This is a genomic window from Streptomyces chiangmaiensis (genome assembly GCF_036281785.1).
Classification (GTDB): domain Bacteria; phylum Actinomycetota; class Actinomycetes; order Streptomycetales; family Streptomycetaceae; genus Streptomyces; species Streptomyces chiangmaiensis.
Genome location: NZ_JAYWVC010000079.1, coordinates 18,123 through 33,074 on the forward strand (window position 1 = coordinate 18,123; position 14,952 = coordinate 33,074).

Annotated in this window: 10 protein-coding genes; 6 read left to right on the top strand and 4 right to left on the bottom strand. The window is 67.2% G+C overall.

Annotated features, from left to right (window positions below):
* Positions 1–44: 44 nt before the first annotated feature.
* The 6 genes from VXC91_RS22360 (at position 45) to VXC91_RS22385 (ending at position 10,463) form a co-directional block, all read left to right on the top strand.
* The gene (locus tag VXC91_RS22360) at positions 45–1,055 is read left to right on the top strand and encodes a LacI family DNA-binding transcriptional regulator (protein WP_329509090.1); all 1,011 of its coding nucleotides are present in this window, start codon (positions 45–47) and stop codon (positions 1,053–1,055) included.
* 277 nt (positions 1,056–1,332) lie between these two features.
* Positions 1,333–2,667 carry an ABC transporter substrate-binding protein gene (locus VXC91_RS22365; protein WP_329509091.1) on the top strand — a complete coding sequence of 445 codons (1,335 nt, stop codon included), beginning with the start codon at positions 1,333–1,335 and terminating at the stop codon, positions 2,665–2,667.
* Between the two features lie 7 nt (positions 2,668–2,674).
* A complete protein-coding gene (locus tag VXC91_RS22370) occupies positions 2,675–3,625 on the top strand; it encodes a carbohydrate ABC transporter permease (RefSeq protein ID WP_329509092.1) in 951 nt (316 codons plus the stop codon).
* Positions 3,622–4,479, top strand: a complete 858-nt coding sequence (locus VXC91_RS22375; RefSeq protein WP_329509093.1) for a carbohydrate ABC transporter permease — start codon at positions 3,622–3,624, stop codon at positions 4,477–4,479. The genes VXC91_RS22370 and VXC91_RS22375 overlap by 4 nt, the downstream gene beginning before the upstream one ends.
* Before the next feature lie 62 nt (positions 4,480–4,541).
* On the top strand, positions 4,542–7,271 hold the full coding sequence (locus tag VXC91_RS22380) for a glycoside hydrolase family 38 N-terminal domain-containing protein (RefSeq protein WP_329509094.1): 2,730 nt from the start codon (positions 4,542–4,544) through the stop codon (positions 7,269–7,271).
* A gap of 216 nt (positions 7,272–7,487) precedes the next feature.
* Positions 7,488–10,463: a glycoside hydrolase family 2 TIM barrel-domain containing protein gene (locus VXC91_RS22385; protein WP_329509095.1), complete on the top strand. Its 2,976-nt coding sequence runs from the start codon at positions 7,488–7,490 to the stop codon at positions 10,461–10,463.
* A 554-nt stretch (positions 10,464–11,017) separates the two neighbouring features.
* Here the strand turns inward: VXC91_RS22385 and VXC91_RS22390 are convergent.
* The 4 genes from VXC91_RS22390 to VXC91_RS22405 form a co-directional block, all read right to left on the bottom strand.
* Positions 11,018–11,563 carry a carboxymuconolactone decarboxylase family protein gene (locus tag VXC91_RS22390; RefSeq protein WP_329509096.1) on the bottom strand — a complete coding sequence of 182 codons (546 nt, stop codon included), beginning with the start codon at positions 11,561–11,563 and terminating at the stop codon, positions 11,018–11,020.
* A gap of 131 nt (positions 11,564–11,694) precedes the next feature.
* Positions 11,695–13,089, bottom strand: coding sequence for an FAD-dependent oxidoreductase (locus tag VXC91_RS22395; protein WP_329509097.1), 1,395 nt, complete (start codon positions 13,087–13,089; stop codon positions 11,695–11,697).
* Between the two features lie 340 nt (positions 13,090–13,429).
* Positions 13,430–14,011 carry an RNA polymerase sigma factor gene (locus VXC91_RS22400; protein WP_329509098.1) on the bottom strand — a complete coding sequence of 194 codons (582 nt, stop codon included), beginning with the start codon at positions 14,009–14,011 and terminating at the stop codon, positions 13,430–13,432.
* 109 nt (positions 14,012–14,120) lie between these two features.
* Entirely contained in the window at positions 14,121–14,771 is a 651-nt protein-coding gene (locus VXC91_RS22405) for a histidine phosphatase family protein (protein ID WP_329509099.1), read from the bottom strand.
* Positions 14,772–14,952 lie beyond the last annotated feature (181 nt).

Sequence of the window (14,952 nt, forward strand, 5' to 3'; positions counted from 1 at the left end):
GCCCTGCGGGCGCATCGGCGTCCGCGAGCAGCAGGAGGTGGGCGATGGTGTCGTCGTCGGTGCCGGGAACGGAGCCCCGGAAGGTCACGATCCATGACGTCGCCCGGTCCGCCGGGGTGTCCCGGCAGACCGTGTCGCGGGCGCTGAACGACAAGGACGAGATCGATCACTCCACCAAGCAACGCGTGCTTGACGCGGCCCGCGCGCTCGGCTACCGGCCGAGCCGGTTCGCCCGAGGTCTGGTCCGACAGGACACCACCACCATCGGGCTGGTCATTCCCGACCTGCTCAACCCGTTCTTCACCGAGGTCGCCGCGGCGGCGCTGGAGGCGGCCCGGACGCGCGGCTGGCACGTGGTCGTGTACGACACCGCGGACCGGGCCGAAGAGGAACGCGGCACGCTACAGGTGATCAGCTCGCAAGTGGATGCGGTCGTCGGCTACTTCAGTTGCCCCGAGGACGAAGTCGAGCTGTACACCCGCGGCATGCCGGTGGTGCTCATCGGCCGGGAGCACCGCACGGCGCGGTTCAGTTCGATCCGGATCGACGGTGAGCAGGGTGTCCACTCCGCGGTCGCGCATCTGGTCGCCCGGGGCCACACACGGATCGGCATGCTCGATCACGACGGGCGCGCCGAGCCGAGCGTCCGGCGTGAGTGGTTCACCGCGGCCGCGGCCTCCCACGGGGTCGACACCGAGATGGTGGTCGGTGCAGACCAGTCGGCCGACGGCGGCGGCGCGGCCCTCAAGAGGCTGCTCACCGCCCATCCGGACGTCACCGCGGTCTTCACCTTCAACGACATCATCGCGATCGGTGCCCTGCGCGAGGCGCGCCGGCTCGGCCGGAACGTTCCGCAGGAGCTGGCCGTGATCGGTTTCGACGGCCTGCAGCTGGGCGCGGTCGTCGAGCCCCCGCTCACCAGCGTCGCCCTCGACACGCGCAGGCTCGGCGCGCTCGCCATCGAGCAGGTCGCACGGCTGCTGACCGGGGTGGACCCGCTCGCCGCCGACGACCTCGTCGTCCGGGCCGAACTCCGGTTGGCGGGGTCCGCTTGACCGGCCGGTCTCGTGTGTGACCCAAAGTCTTGACACTCGACCAGACCGGAGCGCACACTTCCGAACACTTCACAACTCTCCGTGAGCGCTCCCGTGAACGTTCACGGGAACGCTCACGGGGACGGGAGAGCACATCGTTGCCAAGTCCCGCCACGGCGTTCGGCCTTCGAACCGACACCGCGGCGTCCTGTCCCTTCCAACCAGAAGGCATCCCCGCCTGAGGTGTCAACGTCGACCCGTCTAGCGCCGCCGCTAGGCGTTCTCTGGAACGGAAAAAATGAGCAACACAGTCACGCGCATCCGCCTCGCCGTCGTAGCCGCGGCAGCCAGTACCGCCGTACTCGCCGGGTGCTCGTCGCCCGCTCCGTCGGGTAATGCCTCCGCAGCGTCCTGCGAGCCCTCGAAGGGCAAGGTCACCCTCCAGTACTGGAACACTGTTCCGGGCATGGACCAGGTCGTCGCCCTGTGGAACAAGAAGAACCCGAACATCCAGGTCCAGACGAAGAACATCTCCAACGACCAGTACGGCATCCTCGGCAACGCCCTCAAGGCGGGCAAGGCGCCGGAGCTCGCACAGGTCGGCTACGACGAGCTTCCCAGCCTGCGCACCCAGGACGCCTTCGTGGACGCCTCAGCCTGTTCGGAGGCCACCGCTGCCAAGTCGAAGTTCGTGCCGTGGACCTGGTCGCAGACGAGCTTCGGCGGCACCGGGGTGTTCGCCGTCCCGCAGGACACCGGCCCGATGGCCCTCTACGTGCGCAGCGACATCTTCAAGAAGCACGGTCTCGCCATCCCGAAGACCTGGGACGAGTACGCGGCAGACGCGCAGAAGCTGCACAAGGCGGACCCCAACCTCAGCATCACGTTCTTCGACCCGAACAACGCCGAGTGGTTCAACGGACTCCTCTGGCAGAACGACGCCCAGATGTACAACTACGCCGGCGACAAGTGGCACGTCACCGTCGACTCGGACCAGAGCAAGCAGGTCGCTGACTACTGGCAGAAGCTGATCAACGACAAGCTCGTCCGCACCGACCTCGCCCATGGGTCGACCCAGATGTACGCCGCCTACCAGAAGGACCAGATCGCCACCTACGTGGGCGCGGCCTGGGGCTACAGCATGTTCCGCGACAACCTGCCGAAGCAGGCCGGCAAGTGGACCATCGTCCCGATGCCGACGTGGGGCACGAACGGCGCGTCCGGCGACTGGGGTGGATCGACCGTCGCGTTCATGAAGGGCAACAAGCACCTGTACGAGTCGGTCAAGTTCAACACCTGGCTCAACACCGACCCGGAAGCCCTCGCGATGGAGAACAAGCTGGGCGGCCTCTACCCGGCGGCCAACGCCGGCCTGAAGCTGCCCGCCCTCGCACAGGGTGTTCCGTACTACAACAACGAGAAGATCTTCGACGTGTTCGCCGACTCGTCCACGAAGATCGACACCAAGTTCGCCTGGGGCCCTACGCAGAAGACCGTGAACCTGGCGCTGCAGGACGCGATGGCCAAGGCGGCGGGCGGCAAGGGCGCCCTCACCGACGCGCTGTCGGCCGCCCAGGCGGCAGCACTGAAGTCGATGAAGGATCAGGCGATCCCGGCCACGGCAGGCAAGTGACCTCAGCATGACCGACATCGCAACCCGCGCGACCCGCGTGGTGGCACAGACCGAGGGCCGTCGCCGTCGTCTCAACGGCGGCGGCCCCCGGGCCGGCGTCATCGTCGCGTTCCTGACCCCGTTCTTCCTGCCGTTCGTGCTGTTCTACCTGGTGCCGGTCGGCTATGCGCTCTGGCAGAGCTTCCTGGTCGTGCGCCGGACCGGCGGCCAGTACGGCACGTCGTACACGACCTTCGGCGGCTTCGAACAGTACGCGCAGGTGTTCCAGAACAGCGAGTTCTGGGCCAGCATCGGGCGCATCGGACTGTTCGGCATCGTGCAGGTGCCGGTCATGCTGTTCGTGGCGCTGATCATGGCGCTGCTGCTCGACACCCCCCTGCTGAAGGCCAAGTCGTTCTTCCGCATCTCGGCGTTCATGCCGTACGCGGTGCCCGGTGTGATCGCGGCGATCATGTGGTCGTACCTGTACTCGCCGCAGCTCAGCCCCGTGGTCGACCTGCTGAAGGGCATGGGCTTCCAGCCGGACTTCCTCGGCCCGGATGCCGTGCTGTGGTCGGCGGCGAACGTCTCCACCTGGCTGTGGACCGGCTACAACATGCTGATCATGTTCTCGGCACTGCAGTCGATCCCGCAGGAGCTCTACGAGGCCGCCAAGATCGACGGTGCGAGCAACTGGGCGATCGCGTGGCAGATCAAGGTCCCGATCATCGCCCCGTCGATCATCCTCACCACAGTCTTCTCGATCATCGGCACGCTGCAGCTCTACGCGGAGCCGGCCGTGCTGCGCCAGATCTCCTCGAACATCTCGAGCACGTTCACCCCGAACATGCTCGCCTACGCGGTGGCCTCCGGGAACAACTACCAGCAGGCAGCGGCGATCTCCGTGGTCATCGCCGTCATCACCTTCGTGTTGAGCTTCGGGTTCATGCGACTGACGTCGAAGAGGGCCGGACTGTGAGCAACCAGCCCCTGATCCGTGAGAGCCGCGTCAGCCGCACGGCCGTGACGGCTCTGATGTTCCTGCTGGCCATCTACTTCCTGTTGCCGATCTACTTCCTGATCGTCGCGGCGACGAAACCCCAGGGCGACCTCGCCTCCACCAACGGGCTGGCCTTCTCGCACTTCAACCTGATCGACAACCTGAGCACCCTGTTCAGCCGCAGTGACGGCATCTTCGGCCGGTGGGCTCTGAACAGCGTGATCTATGCGGTGCTGGGCGCGGCCGTCGGAACCCTGATCTCCGCGCTGTGCGGCTACGCGCTCGCCAAGTTCACTTTCCGGGGACGGGAGTTCCTGTTCTCCGTCATCCTCGGCGGCGTCCTCGTTCCCACCACCGCGCTCGCACTGCCCCTGTTCCTCCTGTTCTCGGCGACCGGGATCGTCAACACCTACCTCGCGGTGTTCCTGCCCAGCATCGTCAGCCCGTTCGGTGTCTACCTCGCCCGTATCTTCGCCTCCGCCGCAGTTCCCCAAGAGCTCCTCGAGTCGGCGCGGCTGGACGGCGCCGGCGAGTTCCGCACGTTCTTCTCGGTGGCGTTCCGGCTGATGACGCCCTCGCTGGTGACCATCTTCCTGTTTCAGTTCGTCGCCATCTGGAACAACTTCTTCCTGCCGATGGTGATGCTGCAGAAGGAGTCGCTCTTCCCGATCACGCTGGGCCTGTACGAGTGGAACGGTCAGACGGCCCGTGCCCCACTCCTTCAGGAGTCCGTGATCACCGGCTCGCTGGTCTCGATCGTGCCCGTGATCATCCTGTTCATCCTGCTGCAGCGGTTCTGGCGCACCGGGCTCGCAGCCGGCTCCCTCAAGTGACCTCCCACCCCCGCCCTTCTCTCACGCACGTCGCACCACCCACACAGAAGGTCCCTGCCCTCATGCAGAAATCCGCCGTCTTCGTGCCTCATTTCCACTGGGACCGGGAATGGTATGAGCCCTTCCAGGTGTTCCGGCACCGCCTTGTCACCGCCCTCGACACCGTGCTGGAGACGGCCGAGGCCGATCCGGACTTCCGGTTCACCGTCGACGGGCAGATGGCCGCGATCGAGGACTACCTGGAGATGCGACCGGAGAACCGCGATCGGATCGTGGCCCTGGTCGCCGACGGCCGGCTCGCCATCGGGCCGTGGCTGATCCTGCTCGACGAGTTCCTCTGCTCCGGTGAGACCATTGTGCGCAACCTGCAGATGGGGTGGGCGGCCGCGGCGGATCTCGGTGGCTCCATGCCCATCGGCTACCTGCCGGACATGTTCGGCCACGTCGCGCAGATGCCACAGATCCTGGCGCGTGCCGGCATCGAGCACGCGGCGCTGTGGCGCGGTGTTCCCGGATCCGTCGACGGTCACGCCTTCCGCTGGCGCGCCCCCGACGGCTCCGAGGTGCGCACCGAGTTCCTCTTCGACGGCTACGGCAACGGACTCGACGTCTTGCTCGTGCCCGATCAGATCGGGCGTGCGCTCGGCGAGTACGCCGAGATGACGGCCGAGCGGTGGGGCGGCGACCCGGTGCTCGCGATGGCCGGCACCGACCACAACGCGCCCGACCCGCAGCTTGCGCCCTGGCTGCGGCGCGCATCCAGCGACGAGCGAGCCATCACCATCGCGACGCTCGACGAGTACATCTGCGCGCACGTGCGCGACGACGTCTCCGCCGTCGTCACCGGTGAGCTGCGCAGCCATGTCCGCGGCAACATCCTCCCGGGCGTGATCTCCGTGCGACGCAGGCTCAAGCAACACATGGCCCTCGCCGAGCGCACCATCGACCACGCCGAGCGGCTGAACGCGCTGTGGTCGCGGCGCGACGACTCGCCCTTCCTCTCACTCGCCTGGCACAAGATCATCGAATCGAGCGCGCACGATTCGGTCGTCGGCTCCGGCACCGACGAGACCGCCGACCAGGTCGAAGCACGCCTCGCCGAAGCCACCCACGCTGCGCGGGCGGTTCGGGACGCTGCCCTCGCCGAGCCAGCTGCCCGGGTGCCGAGCGACGGCTACCTGGTCGTCAATCCGCTGCCGTTCGCTCGCACGGCGGCAGTCGAGGTGGATGTCGTGGCGCCGCCCGAGAAAACCGTTCTGGTCGCGACCGACGCCGACGGCTCGTCGCACCCCGTGCAGCTGATCTCGAAGGCCCCGACCGTGCTCAGCGACGAACGCATGGACGCCTCGCAGCTCGGACGTGTGCTGCGCCGCATCCACCGCCGGGAGCTGTTCGGCCGGCTGATCGACCGCTACGAGCTCACCCCGGGGTCCCTCGTCTTCCACCTGGCCGAGATACCGACCAACGGCCCCTTCGACCTGCTGATCCTGCGCAGGGAGGTCGCTGCCGCGGCCGCCGCGCATCCGGGTGAGTGGACGGTGCGGACGCTGGAGGAGGCGCGGGCGACCGCACTTGTGCGCATGAACGTTCCCGCCTCCGGGCTCGCGAGTTTCCGGGTCGAGCCGAGCGACCGGGCTGCTGCGCAGTCCATGCCGGACGCGCCTGCGACGGCGACGACCCGCGCACTCGCCAACGGGCTGGTCGAGGTGGAGGTCGCCGCGGACGGCACCCTGGATGTGACCGGAGCCGACGGCACCGTGCTGCGCGGGGTCGGCCGGCTGGTCGACGGCGGTGACCGGGGCGACAGCTACAACTACGCTCCCCCGGCGCAGGACGTGCTCGTGTCGGAGCCGACGAAGGTCGCCGTGGATGTCCTCGAGGACGGCCCCCTGCGTTCGAGGCTGCGTGTCACCCGCGTCTACGCATGGCCCACTGCGCTCTCCTCCGACCGCGACCTGCGCAGCAGCCACACCGTGTCGACCCCGGTGGAGACACTTGTGGAGGTGCGTGCGGGCGAGCCGTTCGTGCGCGTGTCCACGTCGTTCCTGAACCAGTCCGCCGACCACCGGCTGCGCTTCCACGTGCCGCTGCCCGAGCCGGTGGCCGGGTCCGCGTCGGCCGGGCAGTTCGCCGTCACCGAGCGTGGGCTCACCGCCGAGGGCGGCTGGGGCGAATTCCCGATCCCGACCTTCCCCGCGAGTTCGTTCGTGTCGGCAGGCGCCGCCAACGTACTGCTCGACCACGCCACCGAGTACGAACTCGTCGGCGAGGGCTCCGAACTCGCCGTCACCGTGCTGCGCGCGATCGGCTCGATCAGCGTGAACATCCACCCGCTCCGTGACGAGCCCGCGGCGAGCGAGATCCCCGCACCCGGCGCGCAGGACCTCGGCATGCGCATCGAGAGCCGCTTCGCCGTCGTGCCCTCGGCAGCCGGCTGGCAGGGGGCGAACGTGGTCGCCCTCGCCGAAGACTTCCGCAACGACGTGCTGGTGGCCCGCGGGACCGCGCCCGCCGGAGGTCAACTGCCCCCCGATGCCACCGGCGTGCAGGTCGACGGTGCGGACGTCCTCGTCTCGAGCATCCGCCGCGTCACCGACGACGATCGCGGTGCCGGCACCGAGGTGCGCTTGACGGCGATGAGCGACGCGGGCTCGACCATCCGCGTGACCGGCGCGTTCACGGAAGCCACCACGGTCGACCTGCTCGGACGGCCGCTCTCCACGACGCCCGTCGCGGACGGACTCGAACTCGCCCTCGGCCCGTGGGAGATCCGAACGGTCGTGGTCCGGTAGACAACTCCATCCGCACGCAAGGGACGGCCCCACGGTGATCGGCAGATGCACGATCCACGGCACAGGCGAACGACCCTGAGCGCACCCCCCATTTCTGGAGCCGGCCTTCTCTGCACGACGCCGGTGATCGAGGCCACCACCAAGCCCCGATCACCCGCGTCGCGAGTGCAGTCGGCGTTCGGATCCGCTTTGCTATCAAGAAAGAGTTGTGACCTCGTGCCTTCCGAACCTTCCGCATATGTTTCGGACACCACGCCTGGGCGTGGCGCGCTGCGCCCCGCGCGCTCGTGGCTGCACTCCGACGCCCCCTCGCGTTCGCTCAACGGGCTTTGGCGTTTCCGTCTGTCGCCGACGGTGCCGACGACGGAGGATTTCGCGTCCGAGGGATTCGACGACGAGGGCTGGGACGGCATCACGGTTCCGTCGCACTGGGTGCTCCAGGGTGACGGAGCCTACGGCCGGCCGATCTATACCAACGTGCAGTACCCGTTCCCGATCGACCCACCCCATGTCCCGGACGAGAACCCCACCGGCGACTACCGCGGCCACTTCGACCTGCCCGCCGACTGGTCGGAGGCCGAGCGCATCGTGCTGCGGTTCGACGGTGTCGAGTCGCTCTTCAAGCTGTGGGTGAACGGCGACGAGATCGGCAGCGCCAGCGGCAGCCGGCTGGCCCACGAATTCGACGTGACCTCGTCCGTACGGCCGGGCGACAACGTCGTCGCTGTGCGTGTGCACCAGTGGTCGGCGGTCAGCTACCTCGAGGACCAGGACCAGTGGTGGCTGCCCGGAATCTTCCGCGACGTCACCGTGATCGCACGACCGGTCGGAGGCATCGAGGACGTCTGGCTGCGCACCGGGTTCGACAACGGGCGGGGGCACGTCGAGGCGGAGGTCATCGCCGATGCGGCGGCGTTCCCGGTCACCCTCCGCCTGCCGGAACTCGGCGTCGAGCAGGTCTGGGACACAGCGGCCGACGTGACCGCGTTCGAGATCGACGGGGTGGAGCCCTGGTCGGCCGAGCAGCCGCGCCTCTACGACGTCACCGTCTCCTCGGCCGCGGAGACCATCTCCCTGCGGGCGGGTTTCCGCACGGTCGAGATCCGCGAGGACCAGTTCCTCGTCAACGGTCGCCGCGTCGTGTTCCACGGGATGAACCGGCACGAGACCCATCCCGAGCGCGGTCGTGTCTTCGACGAGGAGCACGCTCGCGAAGACCTGGCCCGCATGAAGCGGTTCAACGTGAACGCGATCCGCACCAGCCACTACCCGCCGCATCCACGACTGCTCGACCTTGCCGACGAACTCGGATTCTGGGTCGTCCTCGAATGCGACCTGGAAACGCACGGCTTCGACAAACTCGACTGGGTCGGCAATCCGAGCGACGACCCGCTGTGGCGTGATGCGTATCTCGACCGCATCGAGCGCACCGTCGAACGAGACAAGAACCATCCCAGCGTCGTGATCTGGTCGCTCGGCAACGAGGCGGGCACGGGCAGCAATCTCGCCGCCATGTCGGCGTGGGTGCACGCCCGGGACGCCGAACGACCCGTCCACTACGAGGGTGACCACACCGGTGAATACACCGACATCTATGCGCGCATGTACGCGTCGGTGCTCGAGACCGAGCAGATCGGCACCGACGGCTCACGCGCGGCGCTGCTGAACTGCACTCCCGCGCAGGGCGCTCGGCAGCGCACCAAGCCGTTCCTGCTCTGTGAGTACGCCCATGCCATGGGCAACGGGCCAGGAGCACTCGACCAGTACGAGGCGCTAGTGCACAAGCATCCTCGGCTGCACGGCGGCTTCGTCTGGGAATGGCGCGATCACGGCATCCTCACGACGACGCCGGACGGTAGGCCCTACTACGCGTACGGCGGCGACTTCGGCGAGGTCGTGCACGACGGCAACTTCGTGATGGACGGGATGGTGCTGAGCAACGACGTTGCGACTCCTGGCCTCCACGAGTACAAGGCAGTCGTGCAGCCGGTCCGCTTCGCCTTCGACGGTGACGACGTCGTGGTCACCAATCTCCGGCACTCGGCGGACACATCCGACCTGCGCTTCCGGTGGCGCGTCGAGCACGACGGGACGCTCGTGGATTCCGGGGATATGAAGGTCTCCGTCGTCGCCGTGGGCGAGTCCGAACGTGTGCCTCTTCCGCCGATCCCGGTGGCGCACGATGGGGAGACGTGGCTCACCGTCGACGCGGTGCTGGCGGCCGATACCGCTTGGGCGCGCGAAGGACATGTGGTCGCGACCGCCCAGCTGGACCGTTCGGCCTCTCGTCCTGTGCCCGCTGCTCGACCGCATACCGATTGGCGGCAGAGCGACGGAACGCTGACGCTCGGAATCGCCGAGTTCATCGACGGCTCCCTCGTGCGACTCGCCGGCCGCGCCGTGGCGGGCCCGCGACTGGAACTGTTCCGTGCTCCGACCGACAACGATGAAGGCACGTCCGGCGACGTCGAGGACAGCGACGCCAGCATCCCCGGGGTCTCCCATGCCCAGTTGTGGCGTCGCGACGGTCTCGACCGGCTGACCACACGGCGACTGTCCGTGGAGCGGGCACCGGAAGCCCTGCGAACGATCTCCAAGGTCTCCGCGGCGCACTCCGCCCTGTCGGTGATGGTGGAGACGGTCTGGTCGCTCGAAGACGGCGAACTGGAGCTGCGTGTGGAGATCCAGCCCTCGGCCGGTTGGCAGACCGTGTGGCCGCGGATCGGGATTCGTCTCGACTTCCCCGATGGCGCGGCTCCCGTCGACGGCGCCAAGTGGTTCGGCCTCGGCCCGTTCGAGTCCTATCCTGACAGTCTCCACGCGGCACGCAACGGCCGCTTCTCCTCCACCGTCCACGATCTGTCCGTCGAGTACGCGCGACCCCAGGAGACCGGCCACCGCTCCCAACTGCGGGAGTTGGCGCTGACAAGTGCCGGCTCGAAGGTGCTGCGCATCGTGACGATCCCGGACACACGCGGACGCCGCCCTGGCTTCACGCTCAGCCGCCACACCCCGCAGCAGATCGCACAGGCCGGACACCCGTTTGAGCTTCCCGAGTCGACGACCAGTCATCTGATCGTCGATGCGGCTCAGCACGGGCTCGGCTCTCGGGCCTGTGGACCCGATGTGTGGCCCGAGTTCGCCCTGCGCCCTGAATCCCGCACGATCAGGCTCCGCATCACGACGGACTGAGCGGCACCAACGTGCGACGCGGGCGCAGGAGCGATGCCGTTACCGCGGCCAGCGCGATGAGGCGCGCGTCCCTTTGGGCCAGTCGACCGATGCGGACAACTCTCCACCGGCAGGGCAAGAAGGCGGCACCCGTGGACATGAGGGCACCCGGCGGCTTGCCCCGGGTGCCCTCATGCCCACGCACTCCCGAGGATGCGAGCCGGTGCGGCGTTCCCGGGACTCGGCGTGCGGATGCCTTCCGTCCTGCCTGTCGGTGGGCGTCGTTCTGTCTCGGGAGGCTCGTCGGTTCGGCATGCCCCACGGAACCCTGGCCGCTGTGCCGGCCCCGTGGACGCGGTGGCCGCGCAGTGCCAGGACGACAGTGTGCGCCGCCACGGTGGACGTTGAACGCTGGTATGGCGCTGAACGCAACGCACCGTTGCGCCGACACGTCCACCGGGACGGCCTGGTCCGTGCTGACGCACCCTGCTCGGAAGGTCGACTCCGTCGCATCCGTTCCGGTGGACGCAGTCCGGTGCTCCTTGACCGCGATGAGTCCGCTACGACGACCGTCGTCAGTCTCTCGGCGTGACGAGTTCGGGGTACTCGCTCGGGGTGTCGGTGAAGATGTTGAAGTAGTTGGTCAGGACGTTGAGTGCGAGGTGGCCGATGATCTCTGCGATCTCCCCGTCGTTCACACCGGCCTGGCGGGCGTCCTCGATGTCCTGCTTGGCGACGGAACCACGGCCACGGGCGATGGCATCCGAGAGCTTGAGGATCGCGTCCACGTGAGGGTCGTTCGAGGCGGCGTCGCGGGCGTGGTCGATCTCGCCCTGGTCCAGCTTGGCGACGTTCTTGGCGAGGAACGTGTGGGCCGACAGGCAGTAGGTGCAGCGGTTGTACTCAGCCGTGCTGAGTGCCAGGCGCTCACGCACGGCCGGGGGCAGCGCGCCCTCGTTCAGGGCGCCGGACAGGGCCAGCCAGGCCTTGAGGGCGGCGGGGCTGTTGGCCATGTACTGGGCCATGTTCGGGATCGCCCCGATCGACTTCTTCATCCGGGCGTACAGCTCTGCGACCTCTCCGGTCGCGGCGGTGGGCTCGATGCGGGCAAGCTCAGGCACGGTGACTCCCCTCAAAGTGGATGATCTCTGACGCTGGTTGAAATCCGCTGTCAGACGGCCGGGACGACACGGTCCTTGCGGGATGAAACGGCCGCTGCGCGGTTCAGGCGATCGCTGCGATACCTCCCTCCCTACTGGTCGCTGCGTATGATCGTGCTCAGGACGTCGTTGAATGCCTCGGTCGAGCTCGGGTGGGTGTAGATGGCATCGCGGAGTTCCGCCGCTGTGACGCCCTGGCGCATCGCCAACGCGACGATGTTGATGAGTTCCTGAGCGTCGGTGCTGAGCAGTGCGGCTCCAAGGATCTCGTCCGTGTCCACGTCGACGATGAACTTCATCATCCCGCGGGTCTCCTCCACGACATAGGCGCGGGGCATGGCGACGATCTCGGCCACGGGCTGGCTGGCGATCTTGATCTTGCGCCCTGTCCTTCGTGCCTCGCTCTCGGTGAGGCCCACCGTGGCCAGCGGCGGGGTGATGAAGAGCGTTTGCGGCACGGCGACTCGGTCCTCCGTGTTGCGCCGGCCCTCTCCGATGAGCTGGTCGAGGACGATCCGGCCGTCGTCGAGACTGATGTAGGTGAACTGAGGACCGCCGTTGACGTCACCGAGCGCGAAAATGTGTGGCTGACTCGAGCGCAGGAACTTGTCGACCATCACCGCACCCCGGTCCGTGGTCTCGACTCCTGCGGCTTCCAGGCCCAAGCCCTCGGTGACCGGCCGACGCCCCGCAGCGACGAGCAGTGCGTCGACATTGACGTTGCGCTTGTCACCCCCGACCTCGAAGAGGACCGTCGCGTCCTCCGAGTTGTCGCGCACCTCGAGGATGCGCGCCCCTGTCACGATGTCGATGCCCTCCTCGGTGAGGATGGTCTGCACCGCGTCGGCGATGTCGTCGTCTTCTCGGCCGAGGATCCTGGGTGAACCCTCAAGAAGAGTCACCTCTGATCCGAAGCGGCGGTAGATGGACGCGAATTCCAGCCCCAGGTACCCACCACCGATGATCGCGAGGCGTCGCGGGAGGACAGTCGTGTAGAGCAGTTCGGCGCTGGTCAAAAGGTACTTGCTGTCCTTCAGACCGGGCACATCCGGAATCACCGGTTCGGACCCTGTGTTGATCAGGACCGTGTCGCCGCTCACGGTCGATCGGCTGCCCTCGCTGTCGACCTCAACGGTGTGCGAGTCGATGAAGGTGGCATGACCTGTGACGACCCGCACGGTGTCCATACCGTTCAGGCCGTCGTAATTGCCTGCACGGAAAAGAGACGTCAATGCTTCGACCTGCCCTACGGATCGTTCGTACCACTCCTGCGCGGAGTCGCCCGGCCTGCGCTTCCCCGCATGGTGAACCAGTGCTTTCGTCGGTACGCAGCCGACATTCGGACAGGTACCGCCGTACATTCGGTCGGACCTCTCGACCAGTACGACGTTCTTGCCGGCATGCCCCATTCTGGCGGCGACTGCCTTACCGCCCTTGCCGAATCCGATGACGAGGACATCGGCGTGAAGCTTCGTGTTGTCTTCCATTACTACCGCCTAGGGAAAGGAGAAGCGCACGAGGATCGTTCAGTCGGCGCAGTGGGATCTCGTCCGCTGTCTTTGGTCGGTTTGAGTGTTGGGTGATGACGAACCGATGCCTGAAGGTGGCCGGCGACAGGTGCGGCGCCGGCGTCGACCCGGTTTCGCGTCTCGATGCGGTGGGGTGGTGCGGTGACGCGGAAGGGCGTCGGTCGCGGCTTCGCGATCCGGGTCAACACGCTAGAACCCCGCTTGCCTGCCGCGACAGTTCCGGGCCATTCGCTTTTTGGTGACCGGAGCCACGCTTTTCGAATGGTTACCGAGTACGCATGGTTGGTCCTTGTCCCGGTCACGACGCCGTCGGCGTTCTGGGCCGCTCGGGCGCGAGTCCGGCCGCTGCCAATTGGACTCGGATACGCCTGCGTGCCCGGTACAAGCGGCTCATCACGGTGCCCTCCGGCACCTCGAGGAGATGCGCCGCCTCCGCATAGGTGAGCCCTCCGATGTCGACCAGGCGCACCACTTGCTGATGATTGTGTGAGAGGGTGGTCAGCGCGGCGCCGACGGCTTCATGAATGCATGCGCCGATCACGACTTCCTCCGGGGACTCCACCCCTCCGGCCGCTGTGAGTTGGGGAAGCTCCAGGTCGAGATCGTTCAGAAGCTGGGGCCTGCGTCTGCGCCGGCGATTGAGCTCGGTTCGCCGCAGGATCGTCCGCAACCAGGCGCGTGGGTGCCGGCCGTCGAACCTGTCGATGGCCCGGTAGGCACTCAACAGCGTGTCCTGCACCAAGTCCTCGGCATCGGCGGGCTGCGAGGTGAGCGTATGTGCCATGCGCAGCAGCCCCGCGACCTCCGGCAGCACATGCTCGGTGAACGCCCTGGCCCGCACCTCCGGCGACCCTATGTCTTCCACAGGTTGCAACCCCACCCAATCCACCTCGACATTTCACAGAAAGCAGCGAATCGGTCTGTGTGCCACGCCGGGAAAGGACGGCAACACCCGGCCACACCTGGTGCGACACGATGTGCAGTCGTCGTCATGGACAGTCATGAGCCCATGCAACAAATTCGAATTTCCGGGCAGAAGGGGTCCGGGCCGTGACATTCCAAGCGCTGATCACGGGCCGGCCGTGTTCGGTGCCGAGACGGCTGAGGGTTCCCGTACCCAGTGCGAACATGGCGCCGGCCGAAGAAGGCAGCCCCAGCCAACGAGCAGTCAGCACACGCAAGAAATGACCGTGTGCGACGAGGACGCCATCGCCTGATCCCGGGTCCTGCAACAGTGATGCCATGCGTGCCAGGACGCGGTCGGCGCGGATGCCGACCTGTTCAGGGCTTTCGCCGACATGGCCGTCTGCTGCGGACGGGCTGCCGTCGGTCCACAGGTTCCAACCAGGTCGGCTGCGGTGGATGTCTGCGGTGGTGATGCCCTCGTACGCACCGTAGTTCCACTCATGCAGGTCGACATCGACACTCACGTCGGTCAACCCGGCCAGTTGGGCCGTGCGCACCGCGCGTCGCAGAGGGCTGGTCAGAGCCAGAGCGATCTCCCTCTCGGCAAGAAGCGGGGCAACGGCGCGCGCCTGTTCCTCGCCGTCCGCCGTGAGCGCCAGATCCGTGAAGCTGGTGTGCCAACCCGAGAGGGTCCACTCGGTTTCACCGTGGCGAATCAGAACGAGATCACCCATGAACCGTCCTCCTTCGACAGAAGTGCCGCAGCGCGTGGTCGCGGAATGTGAGCAGCCGAGGTGCATGACACGTTCGTACGGCGCAGTTCACTCGCAGTGATGTGGTCGGAAGACTCGTCACGATCGTTCAGCAGGCGGTTCGGGGGCGACATCCTGTGACCGGCGCTCACAATACGTGAGT